This is a genomic window from Microbacterium sp. MYb54 (assembly GCF_002979515.1).
Lineage (GTDB): Bacteria > Actinomycetota > Actinomycetes > Actinomycetales > Microbacteriaceae > Microbacterium.
In genome coordinates, this window is the sequence record NZ_PCPA01000007.1 from 178,725 (window position 1) to 197,923 (window position 19,199).

Sequence of the window (19,199 nt, forward strand, 5' to 3'; positions counted from 1 at the left end):
GCCTCACATGTGCGGAGCCGGGAGGAGCGTGAAGCCCTCCGGGCCACCGGTCCAGGTCGAGCGCCAGCCTCGCTCCTGCGCCGCCTCGCGGAACCGCGGCATCCCGAGGTACGAGAACGCCGCCGGCGCGTTGGGCACGAGGCCGGTCACGATCGAGCGCACCACGCGCAGGTCGGTGCGCCGCACGTCGGAGGTCGTGAGGTCACGCGTGAGCACACGATGCCCACGATCGCGCAGCCGCTCGTACACCTCGGCCATCGTCACCGAGCTGACCTCGCTCAGCGGTCGCACCCCCTGCGCCGGCGACTGGAAGCGGCGCGCCTCGCCGTGCACGGCCGCGTCGAGCCACACCTGCACGTGCGCGCCGAGATCGATCACGTTCTCGAACTGCGACCCCGCCGTGGCCGTGTAGTCGGCGTCGGGACGGAAGTCGAGCGTGAGCCCCTTCGCCATCAGCCCTTCCGCGACCGCGCGGAACACCCACCCGTCGGCCGTCGTGCAGCCCTGCGTGTAGATCCAGGTGTGCACGGCTTCGAGCACCGCCTTCCGCGCGGCGCGCGCCGGATCGAGGGAGGCCGAGAACCCCGCGGCGTAGAGCCCCCGCTCCTCGTCGTACACGAGCGCACCGATCGCGGGGGCGAACTCCGAGGGCATCGACACCAGCCACACGCGCAGGCTGCTCCCCTCAAGATCGTCGAGTAGTCCGGGAACAGTCGCCGGATCGATGCCGAACGTCGGCCCGTCGAGGTGCCACCACACCTCGAGCGCATCCCGCTCGATGACCTCGATCACCCCGCGATCGCGCGCGTCGTCGAAGCCTGCGCCCGTGGCGATGCCGGCGTAGTTCAGGTGGTGCGTCCGCGGCAGCGAGCGGAAGCGCGACTGCCGCCAGTTCAGGTGCACGAGCGAATCCGGCATCCAGACGGATCCGCCGTCGAGGTCGTCACAGCGAGCCCAGAGGGTCGGCGTCGAAGGGAGCAACCGCTGATAGGGGAAGCCGGGGCGCGCGAGCTGCCAGTCAGTGAAACGAGGAAGATCGGCCTCGTCGATGACGGTCGCCCCGTCAGTGCGCAACTCGTCGGCCGTGCCGACCCGGAGTTCCTCGGGCGGAAGCACGTCGGGCAACCAGTTGCCGCAGTAGCGCTCGACGCCCTCGCCGATCGCGGCGATGTGCGCCTGGGCCGGGTCGCCGAACGACGTGCCGAGCGAGACCCGATCAGCGGGCCATTCGCCCAGGATGCGGGCGTCGGCGACGGATGCCGTGAGCGCCAGGTACCGGTGCGGAGCGCCGACCGGATGCGGCACCTCCCGCACCGAGCGGATGATGCCGGTCTCCGCATCGACCAGCGCCTCAGCCGGCAGCGTCGCGCGTTCAGGGGATCGGTCCAGGGTGTCGTGCGCGGTCATGCTGTCCTCTCGTACCGCCAGCGGCCCGTCTCGGGTTCGAAGGCGGATCTGGTGCGGCGGATCGGCCGTATAACCGCCTCGGCCGGAGTGGGCGTCGGGGCGGATACCGGGGTGGATTCCGGGGTGGAGACCCCGGATGGCAGGCCGTTCTCGGTGAGCCAGGAGTCGAGCACGCCCCCGATGCCGCCCGCGCTGCGCAGCCGGGTGCGCACCACTTCGTCGTCGATGTCCGCGGCCAGCCGGTGTCCCCACGGCCCGTCGACCAGGTGGACCGGCCCCCGCCATGCGGCCGCGAGCCGACCGGCATCCGCGAAGAAGAAATCGTGATCGCCGCGGATCAGGAGCAGCGGCACACGGAGGGCGCCGTACGCGCGGTCGAGGTCGACGGCAGGAGCAGACCAGAGCCGTCGCCATCCGGAAAGGGCGTCCTGCGACCACCCCCATTCGTCCACCACGCGATCTACCCCGACCTCGATCGCCCGCGCCACGCGTGCGTCGAGCTCCTCGTCGGTCAACGGCTCGTGAGAGCGCGCCCCACGACCGTGCTGGTGCCACCACCCGATGCGGTTGAGCAGCTGAGGTCGCCCGCTCTCATCCCAGGCGGTCTCGGCGAGCCCGAGGGCGGGGACCAGGAGCACCAGCGCGTCGACGTCGACGGCTCTGGCTGCCTCCAGCGCGGTGTGCGCGGCGTACGAGCCGCCGGAGAGCACGAGCGGGAGTCCGGGATTCTCGGCCCTGACCTCCTCGATCACCGCGCGTCCGTCTTCGCGCTCGGCGAGGTAGGGGTGCCATTCGCCGTCGGACGAGTGCCGCCCGCGCACATCATGGATCACGCAGCGGTATCCCCGTCCGACCCAGGCGCGGGCGGTGTCACCGTGACGCCAGGCGCCGTAGGGCGTGCGGATGACCACCACTCCCCGAGGATCTGCGGGCTCCCAGACCCAGCCGCGCAGCAGGGCGCCGTCGTCCGCGATCACGGCGTGCCGGCGGGCGTCGCGCGGCGCGGTCATCGGATCACCCGGGGCGGGGCTGCGGGGAAGGAGAGCACCGTGTGCTCGCTGACGGAGCCGGTCGCCGGCGCCAGCTTCCACAGCGTCGTGCGCAGGCGATCGAGCTCCGCCTCACCCCGCGCCCAGGTGAGGATCATGTGCAGCAGGCGGGCGAGGACCAGCACTCTCGCCGCCTCATCGATCGTCACATCGGCAGGGGGTGCCGACCGCTGCCACGCCTCGATGGAGGCCGGCGCGCTGCTCGCGGCCATCCGTCGTGCGGCCACCTGGACAGAGGTGGGGTCATCGCCGTCGATGGCGAGCGGATCGATCAGGAAGCATTCGCCTTCACGGTAGGCGCGGAGCCAGGCGACGCCCCGCTGCGGAAGCCGGTCGAGCTCGGCCCAGCGGCGACGTCCGTGCGCATCCTCGGCGTAGGCGACCACGAGCGCCGCGTCTTCCGGGATCTCTGCGTCCGCGTCGAGAACCGTGATCTGTGCTCCCCAGACCGAAAGCAGGCGCTGTAGATCGTCCACGAGCGGGCCGGAGCCGAGGAGGCAGACGGCGCGGCGTTCGGTCGGCCAGCGGCGCAGCGTGTCGGCGGATTCGCGTTCCTGCACCTCGCCGGCCAGGCGGCGGAGGTAGTCCGCGGCAGCGCCGTCGGTGCCACCGGCGAGTGCGGTGTCCAGGTCGGTCGGCGGTGCGTCGAGCAGCACGAAGCGTCCGGTGCGCAGACGGATCCGGGGGCGACCGTCGGCGCCGGTGACGAGATGCGCCCCGGAATCGGGGAGCGGCAGGATGCGAGGTTCGGAAGTCATGGATTCTCTCGGTGATGGGCCCGGCCGGGCGCGAACGCCCGGCCGGACTGGAGTGCGCTCGAGAGCGCGACGGAAGGATCCGCGATCAGTCGAAGGGGTTCTCGACCAGTGCGTTCGAGTGCGATGCCGACAGGTGCGCCAGCTGCTCGGACTCTTCGATCTCGGCGAGGATCTGCTTTTCCATTTCGTGCTCCTTCAGTGGGGTTTCCGTCCCGCGATCTGAGACAGCGGGTCGGGTTCACGGTGTGTGAACACTGTCGACCCTAAATGATAATGATTCTCAATATCTACTAGGATCGCTGACATGTCCTCCTCCACACCCCTCCTCGCCGCTGATCACCGGGCCGGAGTCGTCTACGAGATCCACGACGACTCCCGGCGTGTCGTCGTCGCCGACAGCTGGCTCGCCGAACATGCGGGCTTCCTTCGCCTCCCCGCCGGAGCACCCGGGCGCTGGGCCTTCGCCGACGACCGGGGCGGCGCGCTGGTCGTCGGGGATGCAGACTCCGCACGCCGCATCCCGATCGCGATTCCGGCCGAGCATCTCGCCTGCGACCTCACCGGACGACACGTGGTCGTCTCGACCGGTCTGGGGATGAATGAGGAGGCCTGGAGCGACCTGGTCTCGGTCGTCGACCTCGCGACCGACACTTCGGCGCGCTTCCGTGTGCGCACCGGCGAACCCGGGGTCGTGATCGCTCCGGATCAGGCCACGGGAGACCAGGCGATCGTGCTCCGCCACCGCGAGCCCGGAGCGGTCGAGGCACTGCCGCTCGCGACGGCTCTCGACGTCGGGCCGCACACGCCGGTCCTCCGTGGACAGATCCTCGACGACCTCGCCGCCGACGGACACGGCGACGTGATCGACCCGGCGTCCGGCATCGTCGGCATCGCGACGAGCCGCGGCCTGGAGCGCTTCGTCATCGATGCGGGCGTGCCCCGCGCGATCGGCATCATCCCGTGGCCCGTCGAAGGGCGCGCGTACTACCTGCGGCTCGCCGGCGACACCGGACGCGCCACGGGGATCGTCCGCGGAGGACCGGCATCCCCGGGTTCATGGCCGGAGTGGACCAACACCTTCGTCGAGATCGACCTCGCGTCCGGAGCATCCCGCGCCGTACCGCTGCCGCCGGGGCTCGCCTTCCGGTTCGCCCTCGCCACGGGTGTCGCGGCCGTCTCCGTCATCCACCCCGACGGCGATGCCGTGATCGTGATCGATCGCGAAGAAGCACGCATCTCGCGGATCACCCCGATCCCGGCGATGGCGCACCCGCCCCGCGCAGGGCAGATGCCGTGGGACGGCGTCGACGGTCGCCCCGCACAGCGCCGGTCCATCGCGCTCGATCCCCGCACCGGAACCATCGCGGTCACCAGCGGCGGAGACGGCACGATCCACCTCGTCGACGACGACGACATCTCGACGATCGAACTCCCCACACCGCTCGACGAAGGCGGACACCTGCTGTGGGCCGGCGGCGACGACCGCGTGCCCGACCTGGTGGGCCGATGAGCGCACATCGATCGATGCTCGACGACGCCCTCACCCGTGCGGAGCGCCACGGTCGACCCGGCCTGCCGCTCGGCGGTTTTACGCTGGGCCGGGCGGACGACCGCTCACGCCGCGGCATCCATCGCCTCGACGGCACGACCGTGATCGAGCCCGACGGCCACCTGCACCGGATCTTCCCCTCACCCGACCGCCGACTCATCGCCGTCGAGTGGGCGCCCTCCGCCGACGAGAACGCCGTCTTCGGCATCGTCGATGTCGCGGGCGGCACGCTGCGCCTGCACCCCGACATCCGCCTGCGCTACGACACCGTGCTGTGGGCCGCCGACTCGCGGAGCCTCGACGTGGTCGCCAGCCGCGACCGGATGCTCGTGAGCCTCGACCTGCAGACCGGCGAACAGCGCCCGGTGCCCCTCGAGCCCGAGGTGCGACTGCGACTTTTCCCCGGCGGAGAGAGCGGCCTGCGCGCCCTCAGCTCGGGTACGCGAGGCGCGACGCTGACCGACCGGGCCACCGGCACGTCACTGGGTCGGTGGCCGGCGCTCCTGCGCGCATCCCCTCTCGACATGTCGGATCGAAGGACCGGAGTCCTGGTGTGGCACGACGGCGGTCTCGATGCCGTGACGAACGACGGCGTGGGGAAGAGCGTCCTGCTCTGGCGCTGGCACGACCCCGACGCGCAGATCGTCGATGTCGCGGTGCACGATGACCGCGTCGTCGTGCTCGCCGTGGTGGACGGACGCAGCGTGCTCATCGACCTGGTCGACGGCATCGAGGTCGAACGCTCCGAAGCGGCCTCGACCGCCGCCGATGCGCTCACCACGACCATGATCGGCGTCGACGACGGCGTGCTGCGACTGGGCGTCGAGGGGCCGCTGACTCCGCCGCAGATCGTCGAGCGCACGAAGGAGGGCCCCACCATCATGCCGTCCCTCGTCCGCACCCTCGGCACCACTGCGCGCTACGACTTCCCGGCCGACGACGGCGAGATCCTGACTGTCCACGTGACATCGCCGATCGGAGTGGAGGGGCCGCTGCCGATGATCCTGACCTGCTACGGCGGGTTCGGCGTGCCCCTTCTCCCGCTCTTCGAGCCCACAGTGCCCGCGTGGGTCGAGTTCGGCGGGGCCTACGCCTCCGCGCAGCTCCGCGGTGGTGGCGAGCGCGGACAAGCCTGGCGCGAGGCGGGTCGTGGTGCCCGCAAGAACCGCACGATCGCCGACCTCGCCGACGTCGCGCGCGGGCTCATCGAGGCAGGGATCACCCGCCCCGAGCTGCTCGTGCTCGCCGGGGCCTCCCTGGGCGGAGTCGTCGCGGCCGGCTGCGCGATCGAGCATCCGGAGCTGTGTGCGGGCTTCGTGACCACCGCCGCTCCACTCGATCTGCTCGCCCTGGACGATCATCCGCTCGGTGCGCGCTGGCGAGCGGAGTTCGGCGACGACGGCACCCCCGAATCGCGCACTCGACTCCGCGCCCTCTCCCCTCTCGCCCGTGCCGAAAAGCTTCCGGTCGGGGCTCCGATCCCCTCTTACCTGGGGGTCGTGCTCGGCGAGGACACCAGGGTGCTCGCTCGCGACACGCACCGAATGGTCGAGGCACTTCAGAAGGCCGGCGGGTCTGCCAGGCAGTGGACGGCGGCGGGAACAGGGCACGGTGCGAACGAGTCCGCTGCGCTCCACGAACTGGGCCTCGCGGTGCTCGACTTCGCTGCCGAGATCACAGCCGCGATCACAGCGGGCGTCGCGGCGGGAGTCAGCCTGTGAGCGATTCGACCGCCATCCTCACCGAACGGCGCGGACGACGCCTCCCCTTTCTGCGGCGACGCAGCGGGGAGCGCACCCGGGGCCGGAGCAGGGGTCGGCGGATGCTGCCCGTCGGTCCGACCGTGGCGACGATCGCCGTGTTCGCGGTGCTCATCCTCGTCTTCTCCGCCGCCACCGGACCCGTCGCGGTATCGCCCGTCGACGCCGCGAAGATCGTGATCGGTCACCTGGTCCCCGGCATGCCCTGGATGGCGGACGGCACGCTCACGCCGTTGCAGGACCAGGCCGTGTGGCAGTTCCGGGTGCCGCGATCGCTCCTGGCCGCGCTCTCGGGCGCAGGGCTCGCTCTCGCCGGGGCGATGATGCAGGCAGTCGTGCGCAACCCGCTCGCCGAGCCGTACATCCTCGGCGTCTCGTCCGGTGCGAGTGTCGGCGCGGTGCTGGTGATCGTCTCGGGCGGCGCCACGTTCCTCGGGCTCACGATGAGCGGGGCAGCGTTCGTGGGTGCGATGGTCGCCTGCATCCTCGTGGCGATGCTCGCGCGCATCCGCGGAGAGCTGTCGCCGACCCGGATGATCCTCGCCGGTGTCGCGCTCGGCGCCCTGCTGAGTGCTGTGACCAGCTACCTCACGCTCACCACCGACGCCCAGAACGTCGTCAGTGTGATGTTCTTCCTCCTCGGCAGTGTGTCAGCCGCCGACATGTCGTCGCTCGTGATCCCCGCGGTCGCGCTCGCGATCGCCTGCATCGCCGTCTTCGGGCTCTCCCGGTCGATGAACGCACTGCTCGCCGGCGACGAGTCAGCGATGGCGGTCGGCGTGCGCACGACCAGGTTGCGGGGGCTGTTGCTGGTACTCGCCTCCCTCCTGACCGGCGCGATCGTGGCGGTGAGCGGCGGCATCGGCTTCGTCGGCCTCGTCGTCCCGCACATGGCCCGGCTCCTGGTCGGCTCGGATCATCGGCGGATGCTGCCGATCACGGTGCTCGGCGGCGCGCTGTTCCTCATGGTCGCCGATCTACTCGCCCGCACGGTCGCGATGCCGACCGAGATCCCCCTCGGAATCCTCACCGCCTTCGTGGGGGCTCCCTTCTTCCTGTGGCTGATGCGCAGCGGCGGCGAGCGGGCGGGGTTCGACCGATGAGCGTGCTGTTCGACGACGTGAGTGTCGCCCGCGGTGGCCGCACGGTGCTGCACGGGATCGACCTCGAGGTCGGCACCGGACGCATCGTGGGGCTGCTCGGTCCGAACGGCAGCGGCAAGTCCACGCTCCTGCGCGCACTCTTCACCGGTCAGCGCCCACTCAGCGGACGCGTCCTCATCGACGGCGCCGACGTCTCGCAGCTGGCCCCGCGCACACTCGCCCGCACCGTGTCGGTCATGCTGCAGGACTCCCCGTCCGAGTTCGACCTCACCGTGCGGGAGACCGTGCTCGTGGGCCGGTCGCCGCATCGCCCGCCCTTCAGCCGGGACACCCCGGAGGATCAGCGCATCGTCGACGAAGCTCTGCGCACAGCCGACGTGCACGACCTCGGCGACCGCCTGGTGCGGTCGCTCTCCGGCGGTCAGCGCCAACGCGTGATGCTCGCCCGCGCGCTCGCGCAGAGCGGCGAGATCCTCGTGCTGGACGAACCGACCAACCACCTCGACATCGCGCACCAGCTCGACCTGATGCGTGTCGTGAGCGGGCTCGGCACGACCGTGATCGCGGCCCTGCACGACCTCAACATCGCCGCGGCGTTCTGCGACGACGTCGCCGTGCTCGACGAGGGCAGGCTCGTTGCCTTCGGCCCGCCCGACACCGTGCTCACCCCGGCGCTCGTCGACGAGGTCTTCCACGTCACCGCCCGCATCGCCATCGAGGTCGACACGGGTGCCAGGGCGATGACCTTCCACCCGCGCCAGCCCACCCCTCACCCCGAACCCCTCAACCAAGGAGAAGAAGAATGACACCCCATACCCGAACCACCCGCCTCATCGCCGCCGTCACCGTCGGTCTGGGCGCGATCGCCCTCACCGGGTGCGGCGGAGGAGTCTCCGCCGGAACCACGCCCGCCGCCTCCGGCGAGGCGATCACGATCGAGAACTGCGGCCGCACGGTCGAGATCCCGGCCACCCCCACCGCCGTCGTCGGAATGCACCCGTCGCAGACCGAGCTCCTGCTGCGCCTCGGCCTCGCCGACTCGCTCGCCGGTCAAGCCCAGGCCACGGCTCAGAAGCTGCCGGCCGATGTCGCCGACCTTGCCGCCGACGTGCCGGTCATCGGCGGAGACTCCCCGCCCAGCCGCGAGGAGCTGCTCTCCGTCGAACCCGACTTCGTGTACTCGCCCACCACCTACGAGTTCACCGCCGAGCAGGGCTTCGCCAGCATCGAGCAGCTCGCAGACGCCGGTGTCGCCGCGTACACCGCGACCGGCGGATGCTTCGACCGTCGCATGGAGGGCACGGTCGACGACCTCTTCATCGACCTCGAGAACCTCGGCGCGATCTTCCACGTCGAGGACGAGGCGAACGACCTGATCGAGTCGTCCAAGACCGAGCTCGCCACCGTGGACAAGGCGATCGACGGACAGGAGCGCCCGCGCGTCGCGCAGGTCTTCGTCGAGGGGACGACCCTCACCGCGATCGGCGCGGGCATCGAGTACGACATCCTGCAGCGCGCCGGTGCCGACAACGTCTTCACTCCGGAAGACCCCGCGTTCGCCGACTTCTTCGCCGCCGAGATCACCCCGGAATCCCTCGCCGCCGAAGCACCCGACGCACTCGTCTTCGCGGTGTCAGACCCGGCGCACGAGGCCGCCGTCCGCTCCTACCTCGCAGCGACCTTCCCCGACATGCCCGCCGTACGCGACGGCCGGCTGATCGCGGTGCCCTCGACCGACCTGTTCCCCGGCACGCTCGGCAACGTCTCGGCTGTGCGACTGATCGCCGAGGGCCTCTACCCCGACGCCGCCTTCAGCTGAGCCGCGGCGACCGCAAGACGGCGCCCCGGGGACCTCGGTCTCCGGGGCGCCGTCATCGCTGCACTCGTCGCGAACTTCTTCAATCGGGTCTAGGAACGCGATGCTAGCCTCGTCGGCATGTTCTTCGCGATCGGTTTTCTCCTGTCGATCGTCGTCGCGTTCGTGAGCCCCTACATCTGGGACGGCATATCGGGATCTCCCGCTTTTCCGACCGCGTTGACGACGATCATCAGCTTCATCGTATTCGCCGGGGGCGGCTATCTTCTCGATCGCCGGAGCAGGCTTCGACCGCACAGCACTGGAGCCGACGAAGCCGGATTCACGGCCGCGGATCCGTCGGAAAACAACGGGTAGACCAATCGATCTGATGCGGTCAGATCTCGTATACGTCTCGGCGGTGGGCGACACGCACCACGGTCACGAGCACCTGGTCGTCGATCACTTCATAGAGAACGCGGTAGTCGCCGATGCGCACCCGCCACGCGTTGTCATAGCCGGAGAGCTTACGGACCCCAGGAGGGCGGGGTTCGCGCTCGAGTTCGGTGATGCCGGCGAGGATCCGTCGACGGATCTGCGCATCGAGTTTGCGGATCTCTCTGGCGGCCGCCGTCGTGAACTCGACCCGATAGGCGGTCACGCAACTTCCGTGCGGAGCTCGTCGAGCGACACGCGCTTCCCGTCGTCCGCCGCCTTGGCCGCGGTGTACTCCGCCGCATCGCGTGCGGCCTCGAGCTCTTCGAGCAGTTCCAGGTCGCCCACGCTGATCATCACAGCCGTGAGCTTGCCATGGCGGGTGACGCCCACACGCTCGGAACCGTAGGCGACACCTCCGAGAACGTCGGCCAAGCTGTCGCGGAGATCCTTCGACGGGACGCTGCGGCTGATCGTGTTCATGTCGCCATTCTACCATTTATGTACTTAAGTGGCAGAAGATACTGACTTCAAGCCTGCATGACCGCGAGCACATTGCCCGCAGGGTCGCGGAACCACGCGATGTCCGGGCCCCGACCGTTGCCGCGCACGATGCCGCGGGAGTCGGAGGGGAACTCCTCGTCGCTGTAGATCTTGGTCTGCACACCCCGTGCGATGAGCTCGTCGACCGCGGCATCGACATCCGCCACCGGGAAGTTCAGGATCGTGAAGCTCGCCGGCGTGTGGTTGGGCTTCGGGTAGATGAGGATCGACCCGCCGCTGGGCAAGCGCAGATTGAGGAACCCCATCCCGTTGACCTCGACATCGAGCCCGAGGGCCGTGGCATAGAACTCTTTCGCCGCGTCGATGTCGTCGACGCTGAATCCGCTGAATGCGTTGTCCGCTGTGAAGGCCGCCATGGTTCCAGCATCCGCCGTCGTCCGCCGATTGTCGAGGGGTTCATCGCCGCAGTCGCACCAGGCGGTCGGTCGCCTGCAGGGGGTCGAACAGCACCCCGAGCCCGCAGCGCACCAGCAGCGCATGCACTCCCAGACAGATCGCGATCACGGCCGCCGTCAGCACGATGGGGCCGATAGCTTCGAGCACCGGCGTCGTCCTCCATCCCGCAGCATCCAGCCCCGCATCGATGAGCGCGAGCGGCATCATGTGCAGCACGTAGATCGGCAGGGTCCGCTGTCCGATCCAGCGCAGGGGTCGCGCGACGACACCCGCATGCCGGTCGAGGAGCACGCTGAGCGACACCCCGAAAGCCACGGCGATCAGCGCGAGCGCCGGCCACACCCCCGGCAGCAGGCGGATGGCGAGGCCGGCCACGACCGCCAGTCCCCCGACATACACGGCCGCGAGCGCGAGAGCACCGCCGACTCCGACGCTCTTCGCGAAGCGTGCGACCACCGCGCGCAGCCGCAGCCCGACGAGGAAGAAGAACAGGTTCTGCACCAGCTGCCACAGGTTTCCGAGGTCGGGGATGATCCCGGTCCCTGCGATCGCCGCGATCACGAATGCGACGGCCAGCACAGTGACGGTCGGGAGCCCACGGGTGAGGCGACCGATCGCCAGATACACCACGAGCGCGAGCAGATACCAGAGGTTCGTCGGACTGATGCTCAGCTGTGCGAGCAGCTCCCACCCGTTGGTCGCCCGAGCCGTGTCGAAGTCGGGCGTCAGGGCAAGCACGAACGTCTGGATGAGCACCCAGACGACATAGAGCAGCGCGAGCCGTGCGGCCCGCCGCCGCCACGAGCTCCCGTCGTCGGCGAGCACCGCGCGCGCGGCGAACATCCCGGAGACCAGGAAGAACAGCGGGATCCGCAGCGGCAGCAACTGGGCGTTCAGCGTCGCCCAGGCGTCGGTCACGGGACCAGCACCCGCGACGTCGATCGCATGCTTGGTCACCACATGCCACAGCACGACCAGGATGATGCAGATGCCCTTCGCGACATCGGGCCATCCGACGCGAGAGGTGGAAGCCCCCGTCACGATGCCGCGCGCACGAGCCGTGCCACCAGGTCGACATAGGTCACGCCCACCGCCGCGAACATCCGCGGCACCTGCGACGCAGCCGTCAGCCCCGGCATGGTGTTCACCTCGTTCAGCACCGGGCCACGCTCGGTGAGGAAGAAGTCCATCCGCGCGACCCCATCGCATCCGAGGGCGTCGAACACCGCGATCGCCGCCCGCTTGAGCGCCACCACCTCGGCCGCGTCGAGCTGCGCCGGAACCGTGAACCGCGCGCTGCCGTCGTACTTCGTCGCGGTGTCGAAGAGCCCTGTCGTGTGGATCTCCAGCGGCGGCGCCGCCCAGCGGATGCCGCCCTTCTCGCGCAGCACCGCGACGTCGATCTCCCGCCCCCGCACGACCTCTTCGACCAGGATCCGCCGGTCGAAGCGCGCCGCTTCGCGCAGTGCCGTGAGCAGTTCGCCCTCTTCGGTCACGAGACTCACTCCGTGGCTCGATCCGGCCGACACCGGCTTCACCACGACTTCTCCCTCGAACTCCACATCCCCGATGTCGTCCGCCGAGACGAGGCGACCGCGTGCGGTTCCCAGTCCGACGGCATCCGCCACCAGCTTCGTCGTCCACTTGTCCATGCCGATGGCCCCGGCACGCAGCCCCGACCCCACCACGCGCACTCCGGCGAGCGCGCACAGCGCCGCGAGGGCGCCGTCTTCGCCGAGGGCGCCGTGCACCGCGGGGAAGACCACGTCGGTGCGGGCGAGCAGCGGGAGTGCCAGTGCGAGCGACTCGGCTGCGGACTCCCCGGTCGGGAGGCCGTCGACGCGCCAGATCCCGTCGCGGTCGATCGTCGCTGTCGTGACCTCGTGATCGCCCATCCGCAGGGCCGCGGCGACCGCGGCGGCCGACGCCAGCGACACCTCGTGCTCGGCGTTCTGCCCGCCGCCGATGACCAGAACCTTCGTCGTCATGCGACGCTCCTCTGCACTCGCGTTCCGATTCCGGTGACGATGGCGTGCGGGATCGTGTCCGCCCACCGCGCCCACTCCTGCACCGAGGGCACCGACCCTCCCTCCGGCCCGAACACGGTCGCGACCGTGCCCCGAGGGACCAGCACCGCGCCCGTGTCGACCACGATCTGGTCCATCGACACCCTGCCGACGATCGGATGCCGCATCCCCCCGATCTCCAGTCCTGCGCCGGAGGCGAGCTCTCGCGGGATGCCGTCGGCGTATCCGACCCCGACCACGGCCAGATGCGTCTCCCGGTCGGTGTGGTGTGCGCCCCCATAGCCGACGGCCGTCCCCGCCGGCACGAGAGCGCTGTGCACGACGGGTGCGGTCCACCGCGAAGCGCCGACCAGGGTGGTCGTCTCCGAAGGATCGATGCCGACCAGACCCGCACCGACCCGGACCATCCCGAAGTGGGTCGACGGATCGGTCAGCGCACCGGACGTCGCGGCGAGGTGCACGAGCACCGGGCCCAGGCCCGCCCGCAGCACGGCGTCTCGCCCCTGTCGTATGCGCAGCACCGCGGCCGCGTTCGCCGCGGGATCGGCCTCGTCCGCTCGCGGCAGGTGTCCCATCACTCCCACGACTTCGACCCTGCCGCGGCCGACGCGCGCCAGCCGAAGCAGCTCCGGCCATTCGGCGAGCGGAGACCCGCCGCGAGCCATCCCGGTGTCCAGGTGAAGGTGCACGCGCACCGGCGAGGAGGCGTCGGCGATCAGCTGGTGCAGCTCCTCGACCGAGCCGACCGCGATGTCGATGCCATGCCTGGCTGCCGCCTCGGCGTCGATGCCGGCCGGGTTGAGCCACGAGAGTATCGGCACCGCGAGTCCGGCTTCACGGAGCGCGACCGCCTCGGCGACCTGGGTCACCCCGAGCCATTCGGCGCCGGCGGCGACCGCGGCCTTCGCCACGGTGACGGCGCCGTGCCCGTAGCCATCTGCCTTCACCACAGCCATGATCGGCACGGTGGCCACTGACTGCACGCGCCGCATGTTCTCGGCGACGGCATCGGGGAGCGTGCACAGCGTCGGTGCGTGCAACCGCGAGAGGATCGCGCGCTGGGGGGAGAGAAGAGTGGTCATCGCTTCGTCCTCGGATCCTGGGTCGGGTCGGCGAGCATCTCGGGGCAGCCGTCGTGGATGGCTTCCGGGCGCAGCTCGTAGTGCCACGATTCGTTGGCGTATATCTGGCACAGTCCGTAGCGCGATCCGCGCTGCACGAGCCAGTCGAGCGCCGACCACGGGCCGAGGTCGACGGCATCGCCCGTCACATGCTCCGATGTCTCCGGGGTGGCCACCCAGCGCCGTGCCTCGGCCTCCGAGCCGTACTGGACGATCGCGTCCTGCAGCGTCTTCTCCTGCAGCGCGGGTGAGCGCCATCCGCTGTTCACACGGAATTCGACCCCGTCATCCGCAGCGTCCGATGCTGCCCGCTGCAGCGCGTCGAGGAGTGCCCGATCAAGCTTGCCGACAGCGGCGCGGTCCTCGTCGAAGACCGTGGGCTGCTCGCCCTCGCGGATCACGCCGTCCGCCTCGGTCGGGGCGATGACCGAGCCGGGCACCTGTCCACTCGGCACAGGGGTGGATGCCGGCGACGGACCCGTGTGCGTCGTGTCGGCGAACGCCACAGACAGTGACTGCTGCACGGCGAAAGCGAGGATCACCGCCCCGGCGAGCGCGATCGCTGTGACGACGACTCGACGACGGCGACGAACTCGCGGCGCCAGTGAAGTGGTGGGGGTGTTCATGCTCCCAGTGAAGAAGGAGGCCGGTTGCCAGGGCGTATGCGCTTTTGCATATGCTGCCGATATGCCGCACTGCGTAGGATCGCAGCCATGCGTGTACTGATCGTCGAGGACGAGCCCTACCTCGCCGAGGCGGTACGCGATGGGCTGCGCCTGGAAGCGATCGCCGCCGACATCGCGGGCGACGGCGACACCGCCCTCGAGCTGCTGAGCATCAACTCCTATGACATCGCGGTGCTCGATCGCGATGTGCCCGGCCCTTCCGGCGATGACATCGCCCGGTGGATCGTGGCCTCGGGCAGCGGCATCCCGATCCTGATGCTCACCGCCGCCGATCGCCTCGACGACAAGGCGACCGGCTTCGAGATCGGTGCCGACGACTACCTGACCAAGCCGTTCGAACTCCGCGAGCTGGTGCTGCGGCTGCGCGCCCTCGACCGGCGACGGCAGCGCAGCCGTCCGCCCGTTCTCGAGGTCGCGGGCCTGCGCCTGGACCCCTTCCGCCGCGAGGTGTACCGCGACGACCGCTACGTCGCCCTGACCCGCAAGCAGTTCGCCGTGCTGGAGGTGCTGGTCGATGCCGAGGGCGGAGTGGTCAGCGCCGAGAAACTGCTGGAGCGGGCCTGGGACGAGAACGCAGACCCGTTCACGAACGCGGTGCGCATCACGGTCTCGTCTCTGCGCAAGCGACTGGGCGAGCCGTGGCTGATCCTCACGGTTCCGGGCGTCGGGTACCGGATCGGGACGGATGCCGATGCGTAGGCGCCGCGGGATGAGCGCCCGCCTGAAGCTCACGCTCAGCTATGCCGCGGTCGTGCTGGTATCCGGACTCCTGCTCCTCGCCGCGGTTGCCCTGTATCTGCTGCGGTACGTGCCGGATATTCAGATCCCCTACTTCGAGGTCCGGGTGCCGAACCGCTCCGACCTGATCCGGGCGTTCGTACCGGTCGCCTCGATCGTCATGGTGGTGCTTCTCGCGCTGGGCCTCGGCGGAGGGTGGCTGCTGGCCGGACGCATGCTGGCGCCGCTCACACGCATCGGCGACGCCGCGAGGCTGGCGGCACAGGGTTCGCTGTCGCATCGCGTCGCACTCCCCGGCCCGCGCGACGAATTCCGCGACCTCGCCGACGTCTTCGACTCGATGCTCGAACAGCTCGAGGCCCATGTCGCGGAACAGCAGCGGTTCGCCGCAAATGCCTCGCACGAGCTGCGGACTCCGTTGGCGATCTCGCAGACCCTTCTCGAGGTCGCCCGCGAGGATCCCGACCGCGACGTCGATGCACTGATCTCTCGTCTGCAGGAGGTCAACACCCGTGCGATCGACCTGACCGAGGCGCTGCTGCTGCTCAGCCGCGCGGATCGCAGGACGTTCTCGCGCGAGAGCGTCGACCTCTCGCTCCTCGCGGAAGAGGCCGTGGAGGCGCTGGTGCCTCTCGCCGATCGCCGTGGGGTCGCCGTGGAGGTGGGAGGTGTTCCGGCACCGGTGCTCGGATCGTCCGCGCTCCTGCCGCAGCTGGTCACGAACCTCGTGCTCAACGCGATCGTGCACAACCTGTCATCCGGCGGGTCGGTGGCCGTGCGGACGCATTCGCTGCCCCATGCGGTCGCGCTGGTCGTCGAGAACACGGGCGACCCGCTCCCCGCCCACCGCGTCGCGACGCTCATCGAGCCGTTCCAGCGCGGAGCCGAGCGCACCCGCGATGACGATCACGCAGGTGTCGGGCTCGGCCTCGCGATCGTCGACCGCATCACGCAGGCGCACGGCGGAACGCTGGTGCTCACCCCACGGACGGACGGCGGTCTGATCGTGACGGTGTGGCTGCCGCATCCGTACCCGGCGGCGACGCCCGCCTGAGCGTCGCGGGCCGCCCCCTCTGCCATCGAATCGCGCAACTGGTCGCATTCCCGGGCCAGAACGGACCACTTGCGCGATTCGAAAGGGCCCCGGCTCAGGCCACCCGGGGGTCGCGCGTCGCGGCGAGCTCACGACCGTAGGTGCGGGCGTCGGACTCGGCGTTCTCCTTGAGTTCGCGCGCGGTGTCGGCGAAGGCGTCGAGTGCCGGGTTCACACCGACGAGGGTGAACGGACGCTGCACGACGCGCAGGTCGAGGCCCCAGACGTCTTCGAGCACTCGGCGCAGCCACCCGGTCGAGTGGTCCCGGCCCTCCTTGGGCGATCCTTCCGCGTAGTTGCCGCCGAGGACGGTCACCAGCGTGGCGGGCTTGCCGTTCAGCGCGGTGCCGGTCGGGTCGATACGCGAGTCCGTGTACGACAGGTCGAACCAGGTCTTGAAGTGCTGCGAGACGCCGTAGTTGTACAGCGGCACCGCGAACAGCAGCGCGTCGGCGCCGATCAGCTCATCGGCGAACCGCGTCGCGAGGGCGCGGGCATCGTTCTGCGCGGGCGTGCGCTGGGCCTCGTCGACGAAGCCGCCGGTCACGGCATCCGCCCAGGCGGTCGCAGGTACAGGGTCGCTCGCCAGGTCGCGGCGGGTGACGGTGGAGTCGGGGTGGGACGCGGTCCACTCGGCCTCGACGATGTCTGCGAGCGCACGGCTGGCGGACGACGCGGGAAGGATGCTGGCATCCAGGCGGAACAGGGACATGGGTCTACCTCTCGTTTTCGCAGTCGCTAGGTTTTTCTTAGCGGCAACGGTTAACGTAGCACGGGTAGGATGGGGCCATGGCCGAGGTCGACGAAGAGCGTCAGGTGTGCGACGTTGCCGTCACACTGGCCTTCAGCGTGCTCGGCAAACGGTGGAACGGCATGATCGTGTCATCGCTCGGCGGTGGTCCATCGACCTTCGTCGCGTTGCGTCGCGCGGTCGCCGGAATCAGCGACACCGTGCTCTCCGACCGGCTCGCCGAGCTCGCTGAGACAGGCCTCGTCGCGCGCACGGTCGACGCCGGTCCCCCGATCACCGTGTCGTATGCGCTCACCGCCAGCGGCGAGGGGCTACTGCCGATCCTCGACCAACTCGGTCAGTGGGCGTCGGCGAACCTCGCCGAGCGCGCACACTGAACCGCGTGAACGCGAGTCACCAGGGGCTGGGCTCGTAGTCCTTGAGGAACACGCCCTGCACGTCTTCGCCGGCCTCGCCGCGCACGATCGGGTCATACACACGAGCAGCGCCGTCGACCAGGTCGAGCGGGGCATGGAAGCCCTCCTCGGCGAGTCGCACCTTCGTGTAGTGCGGGCGCTCGTCGGTGATCCAGCCGGTGTCGACGGCGGTCATCAGGATGCCGTCGGTCTCGAGCATCTCGCCGGCGCTCGTGCGCGTGAGCATGTTGAGCGCGGCCTTGGCCATGTTCGTGTGCGGGTGCCCCGGCCCCTTGTAGCGGCGCGAGAACTGACCCTCCATCGCCGAGACGTTCACCACGTACTTGCGGCGGGAATCGGATGCCGCCATTGACGCGCGCAGGCGGCTGATCAGCAGGAACGGCGCCGTGGTGTTCGCGAGCTGCACCTCGAGCATCTCGAGCGGGTCGACCTGGTCGATCGACTGCACCCAGCTGTTGACGCTGTTCACGTCGGGGACGAGTCCGCCCGCGTCGATCGCGGTGCCGTCTGCGTGCTTCTCGAGCGACGACGATCCGGGGGCCATCGCGAGCCGCGCCAGGTCTTCGGCGGTGAGCGCCTGGCCACCCTGCTCGGCGACCGTGCCGCCGAGGGCTGCGACCGAGAGGAGCGGATGCGCGTCGACCGAGGCCTGCAACGCCTGCGGGTGCGGATCGGCCGTGTGCCCGAAGGTCTCCATCTCGGGCAGCGGCCCGTCGGGAAGCGGCTGCAGTTCGGCGTCCGCCAGCAGCGAGTACGAACCCGGCGAGCGCCGCACGGTCTGCGCCGCGTTGTTGATCAGGATGTCGAGTGGCCCCTGGGCTGCGACCGAGTCGGCGAGGCCGATCACCTGGGCGGGATCACGCAGGTCGATGCCGACCACGCGCAGACGGTGCAGCCACTCGGCCGAATCCGGCAGGGCCGAGAAGCGGCGCACGGCGTCGCGGGGGAACCGGGTCGTGATCGTGGTGTGCGCGCCGTCGCGCAGCAGCCGCAGCGCGATGTGCATGCCGATCTTGGCGCGGCCACCCGTGAGCAGGGCGCGCTTGCCGGTGAGGTCGGTGCGGGCGTTGCGCTTGCCGTGGCTGAAGCGGGCGCAGTCCGGGCAGAGCTGGTGGTAGAACGCGTCGACCTGCGTATACGGCTGCTTGCAGATGTAGCAGTTGCGGGGCTTGAGCAGCTCGCCGGCGATCGGGGCATCCGTGACGCTCGTCGCGAGGTCATGCCCGCGGGTCTCATCGTCGATACGGTCGGGGGCACCGGTGGCCGTGCGGGCGACCACGGCCCGGTCGGCGTCTGCGATGGCGTCGCGGATCTCCTTGCGGCGCACGCGCTTGACGGCCTTGAACATCGCGGCAGTGGCATGACGCACCGCGACGAAGTCAGGATGCTCGTTGTCGATCTGGTGCAGCTCTGCCAGCACGCGCAGTGTCGTGGCGAGGTCGTCGGGGTCGACGCCCGGTCCGAGGTCGGGTGCAGCGTCGGAGGGGGCGTCGGTCATTGTGCTGATTTTACGCCAGTGCCCTGGAGGTACGCCCGACGCCCCCTCCGACG

The 19,199-nt window shown here is 70.1% G+C and carries 22 protein-coding genes; 9 read left to right on the forward strand and 13 right to left on the reverse strand.

What is annotated here, in order from left to right:
- Nucleotides 1-3 precede the first annotated feature (3 nt).
- From CQ040_RS10245 to amiA, 4 genes are all read right to left on the reverse strand, one after another.
- Complete coding sequence (locus CQ040_RS10245) at nucleotides 4-1,407, reverse strand: YcaO-like family protein (RefSeq protein ID WP_105527259.1); 1,404 nt, start codon at nucleotides 1,405-1,407, stop codon at nucleotides 4-6.
- Nucleotides 1,404-2,417 (reverse strand): CocE/NonD family hydrolase, encoded by a 1,014-nt coding sequence (locus CQ040_RS10250; protein WP_105527260.1) that lies wholly within the window; start codon nucleotides 2,415-2,417, stop codon nucleotides 1,404-1,406. The genes CQ040_RS10245 and CQ040_RS10250 overlap by 4 nt, the downstream gene beginning before the upstream one ends.
- Nucleotides 2,414-3,214, reverse strand: coding sequence for a hypothetical protein (locus tag CQ040_RS10255; RefSeq protein WP_105527261.1), 801 nt, complete (start codon nucleotides 3,212-3,214; stop codon nucleotides 2,414-2,416). The genes CQ040_RS10250 and CQ040_RS10255 overlap by 4 nt, the downstream gene beginning before the upstream one ends.
- Nucleotides 3,215-3,299: 85 nt before the next feature.
- On the reverse strand, nucleotides 3,300-3,398 hold the full coding sequence (gene amiA / locus CQ040_RS21000; protein WP_017831216.1) for a streptamidine family RiPP: 99 nt from the start codon (nucleotides 3,396-3,398) through the stop codon (nucleotides 3,300-3,302).
- Nucleotides 3,399-3,518: 120 nt separating this feature from the next.
- Here amiA and CQ040_RS10260 point away from each other — a divergent pair, with 120 nt between their 5' ends.
- The 6 genes from CQ040_RS10260 (at nucleotide 3,519) to CQ040_RS10285 (ending at nucleotide 9,799) form a co-directional block, all read left to right on the forward strand.
- Entirely contained in the window at nucleotides 3,519-4,724 is a 1,206-nt protein-coding gene (locus tag CQ040_RS10260) for a hypothetical protein (protein ID WP_105527262.1), read from the forward strand.
- The gene (locus tag CQ040_RS10265) at nucleotides 4,721-6,484 is read left to right on the forward strand and encodes a prolyl oligopeptidase family serine peptidase (protein ID WP_105527263.1); all 1,764 of its coding nucleotides are present in this window, start codon (nucleotides 4,721-4,723) and stop codon (nucleotides 6,482-6,484) included. Before CQ040_RS10260 ends, CQ040_RS10265 begins: the two co-directional genes overlap by 4 nt.
- A gap of 101 nt (nucleotides 6,485-6,585) precedes the next feature.
- On the forward strand, nucleotides 6,586-7,626 hold the full coding sequence (locus CQ040_RS10270; protein ID WP_105527264.1) for an iron ABC transporter permease: 1,041 nt from the start codon (nucleotides 6,586-6,588) through the stop codon (nucleotides 7,624-7,626).
- Nucleotides 7,623-8,432: an ABC transporter ATP-binding protein gene (locus CQ040_RS10275; protein ID WP_105527265.1), complete on the forward strand. Its 810-nt coding sequence runs from the start codon at nucleotides 7,623-7,625 to the stop codon at nucleotides 8,430-8,432. Before CQ040_RS10270 ends, CQ040_RS10275 begins: the two co-directional genes overlap by 4 nt.
- Nucleotides 8,429-9,445, forward strand: coding sequence for an ABC transporter substrate-binding protein (locus CQ040_RS10280; protein ID WP_105527266.1), 1,017 nt, complete (start codon nucleotides 8,429-8,431; stop codon nucleotides 9,443-9,445). Before CQ040_RS10275 ends, CQ040_RS10280 begins: the two co-directional genes overlap by 4 nt.
- 117 nt (nucleotides 9,446-9,562) lie before the next feature.
- Nucleotides 9,563-9,799, forward strand: coding sequence for a hypothetical protein (locus tag CQ040_RS10285; protein ID WP_105527267.1), 237 nt, complete (start codon nucleotides 9,563-9,565; stop codon nucleotides 9,797-9,799).
- Nucleotides 9,800-9,818: 19 nt separating this feature from the next.
- On the opposite strand, the gene CQ040_RS10290 is transcribed toward CQ040_RS10285, so the two are convergent.
- Genes CQ040_RS10290 through CQ040_RS10320 form a run of 7 tightly spaced genes read right to left on the reverse strand, consistent with a single transcriptional unit; the run spans nucleotide 9,819 to nucleotide 14,590 of the window.
- The gene (locus CQ040_RS10290) at nucleotides 9,819-10,082 is read right to left on the reverse strand and encodes a type II toxin-antitoxin system RelE/ParE family toxin (protein ID WP_105527268.1); all 264 of its coding nucleotides are present in this window, start codon (nucleotides 10,080-10,082) and stop codon (nucleotides 9,819-9,821) included.
- Nucleotides 10,079-10,339, reverse strand: a complete 261-nt coding sequence (locus tag CQ040_RS10295) for a type II toxin-antitoxin system prevent-host-death family antitoxin (protein ID WP_105527269.1) — start codon at nucleotides 10,337-10,339, stop codon at nucleotides 10,079-10,081. The genes CQ040_RS10290 and CQ040_RS10295 overlap by 4 nt, the downstream gene beginning before the upstream one ends.
- Before the next feature lie 47 nt (nucleotides 10,340-10,386).
- Nucleotides 10,387-10,776 carry a VOC family protein gene (locus tag CQ040_RS10300; RefSeq protein WP_105527270.1) on the reverse strand — a complete coding sequence of 130 codons (390 nt, stop codon included), beginning with the start codon at nucleotides 10,774-10,776 and terminating at the stop codon, nucleotides 10,387-10,389.
- A gap of 40 nt (nucleotides 10,777-10,816) precedes the next feature.
- Nucleotides 10,817-11,857, reverse strand: coding sequence for an acyltransferase family protein (locus CQ040_RS10305; RefSeq protein ID WP_181156873.1), 1,041 nt, complete (start codon nucleotides 11,855-11,857; stop codon nucleotides 10,817-10,819).
- The gene (locus CQ040_RS10310) at nucleotides 11,854-12,804 is read right to left on the reverse strand and encodes a D-alanine--D-alanine ligase (protein WP_105527272.1); all 951 of its coding nucleotides are present in this window, start codon (nucleotides 12,802-12,804) and stop codon (nucleotides 11,854-11,856) included. The genes CQ040_RS10305 and CQ040_RS10310 overlap by 4 nt, the downstream gene beginning before the upstream one ends.
- Nucleotides 12,801-13,925, reverse strand: coding sequence for an alanine racemase (gene alr, locus CQ040_RS10315; protein WP_105527273.1), 1,125 nt, complete (start codon nucleotides 13,923-13,925; stop codon nucleotides 12,801-12,803). The genes CQ040_RS10310 and alr overlap by 4 nt, the downstream gene beginning before the upstream one ends.
- Nucleotides 13,922-14,590, reverse strand: a complete 669-nt coding sequence (locus CQ040_RS10320) for a M15 family metallopeptidase (protein WP_105527274.1) — start codon at nucleotides 14,588-14,590, stop codon at nucleotides 13,922-13,924. The genes alr and CQ040_RS10320 overlap by 4 nt, the downstream gene beginning before the upstream one ends.
- A gap of 87 nt (nucleotides 14,591-14,677) precedes the next feature.
- On the opposite strand from CQ040_RS10320, the gene CQ040_RS10325 reads away from it, so the two are divergent.
- On the forward strand, nucleotides 14,678-15,349 hold the full coding sequence (locus CQ040_RS10325; RefSeq protein WP_105527275.1) for a response regulator transcription factor: 672 nt from the start codon (nucleotides 14,678-14,680) through the stop codon (nucleotides 15,347-15,349).
- A 10-nt stretch (nucleotides 15,350-15,359) separates the two neighbouring features.
- Complete coding sequence (locus CQ040_RS10330; protein ID WP_105527276.1) at nucleotides 15,360-16,442, forward strand: HAMP domain-containing sensor histidine kinase; 1,083 nt, start codon at nucleotides 15,360-15,362, stop codon at nucleotides 16,440-16,442.
- Between the two features lie 94 nt (nucleotides 16,443-16,536).
- On the opposite strand, the gene CQ040_RS10335 is transcribed toward CQ040_RS10330, so the two are convergent.
- Nucleotides 16,537-17,193: an FMN-dependent NADH-azoreductase gene (locus CQ040_RS10335; RefSeq protein WP_105527277.1), complete on the reverse strand. Its 657-nt coding sequence runs from the start codon at nucleotides 17,191-17,193 to the stop codon at nucleotides 16,537-16,539.
- Nucleotides 17,194-17,270: 77 nt separating this feature from the next.
- On the opposite strand from CQ040_RS10335, the gene CQ040_RS10340 reads away from it, so the two are divergent.
- Nucleotides 17,271-17,609, forward strand: coding sequence for a helix-turn-helix domain-containing protein (locus tag CQ040_RS10340; protein WP_105527278.1), 339 nt, complete (start codon nucleotides 17,271-17,273; stop codon nucleotides 17,607-17,609).
- Nucleotides 17,610-17,625: 16 nt separating this feature from the next.
- Here the strand turns inward: CQ040_RS10340 and CQ040_RS10345 are convergent, their stop codons facing one another.
- Nucleotides 17,626-19,146: an SDR family NAD(P)-dependent oxidoreductase gene (locus tag CQ040_RS10345; protein WP_105527279.1), complete on the reverse strand. Its 1,521-nt coding sequence runs from the start codon at nucleotides 19,144-19,146 to the stop codon at nucleotides 17,626-17,628.
- Nucleotides 19,147-19,199 lie beyond the last annotated feature (53 nt).

Coding starts and splice junctions, on each gene's coding strand:
- CQ040_RS10340 (WP_105527278.1), top strand. CDS start 17,271: ATGGCCGAGGTCGACGAAGAGCGTCAGGTGTGCGACGTTGCCGTCACA.
- CQ040_RS10335 (WP_105527277.1), bottom strand. CDS start 17,193: ATGTCCCTGTTCCGCCTGGATGCCAGCATCCTTCCCGCGTCGTCCGCC.
- CQ040_RS10270 (WP_105527264.1), top strand. CDS start 6,586: ATGCTGCCCGTCGGTCCGACCGTGGCGACGATCGCCGTGTTCGCGGTG.
- CQ040_RS10265 (WP_105527263.1), top strand. CDS start 4,721: ATGAGCGCACATCGATCGATGCTCGACGACGCCCTCACCCGTGCGGAG.
- CQ040_RS10320 (WP_105527274.1), bottom strand. CDS start 14,590: ATGAACACCCCCACCACTTCACTGGCGCCGCGAGTTCGTCGCCGTCGT.
- CQ040_RS10245 (WP_105527259.1), bottom strand. CDS start 1,407: ATGACCGCGCACGACACCCTGGACCGATCCCCTGAACGCGCGACGCTG.
- CQ040_RS10345 (WP_105527279.1), bottom strand. CDS start 19,146: ATGACCGACGCCCCCTCCGACGCTGCACCCGACCTCGGACCGGGCGTC.
- CQ040_RS10310 (WP_105527272.1), bottom strand. CDS start 12,804: ATGACGACGAAGGTTCTGGTCATCGGCGGCGGGCAGAACGCCGAGCAC.
- CQ040_RS10325 (WP_105527275.1), top strand. CDS start 14,678: ATGCGTGTACTGATCGTCGAGGACGAGCCCTACCTCGCCGAGGCGGTA.
- CQ040_RS10330 (WP_105527276.1), top strand. CDS start 15,360: ATGAGCGCCCGCCTGAAGCTCACGCTCAGCTATGCCGCGGTCGTGCTG.
- CQ040_RS10260 (WP_105527262.1), top strand. CDS start 3,519: ATGTCCTCCTCCACACCCCTCCTCGCCGCTGATCACCGGGCCGGAGTC.
- alr (WP_105527273.1), bottom strand. CDS start 13,925: ATGACCACTCTTCTCTCCCCCCAGCGCGCGATCCTCTCGCGGTTGCAC.
- CQ040_RS10275 (WP_105527265.1), top strand. CDS start 7,623: ATGAGCGTGCTGTTCGACGACGTGAGTGTCGCCCGCGGTGGCCGCACG.
- amiA (WP_017831216.1), bottom strand. CDS start 3,398: ATGGAAAAGCAGATCCTCGCCGAGATCGAAGAGTCCGAGCAGCTGGCG.
- CQ040_RS10250 (WP_105527260.1), bottom strand. CDS start 2,417: ATGACCGCGCCGCGCGACGCCCGCCGGCACGCCGTGATCGCGGACGAC.
- CQ040_RS10285 (WP_105527267.1), top strand. CDS start 9,563: ATGTTCTTCGCGATCGGTTTTCTCCTGTCGATCGTCGTCGCGTTCGTG.
- CQ040_RS10300 (WP_105527270.1), bottom strand. CDS start 10,776: ATGGCGGCCTTCACAGCGGACAACGCATTCAGCGGATTCAGCGTCGAC.
- CQ040_RS10255 (WP_105527261.1), bottom strand. CDS start 3,214: ATGACTTCCGAACCTCGCATCCTGCCGCTCCCCGATTCCGGGGCGCAT.
- CQ040_RS10295 (WP_105527269.1), bottom strand. CDS start 10,339: ATGAACACGATCAGCCGCAGCGTCCCGTCGAAGGATCTCCGCGACAGC.
- CQ040_RS10280 (WP_105527266.1), top strand. CDS start 8,429: ATGACACCCCATACCCGAACCACCCGCCTCATCGCCGCCGTCACCGTC.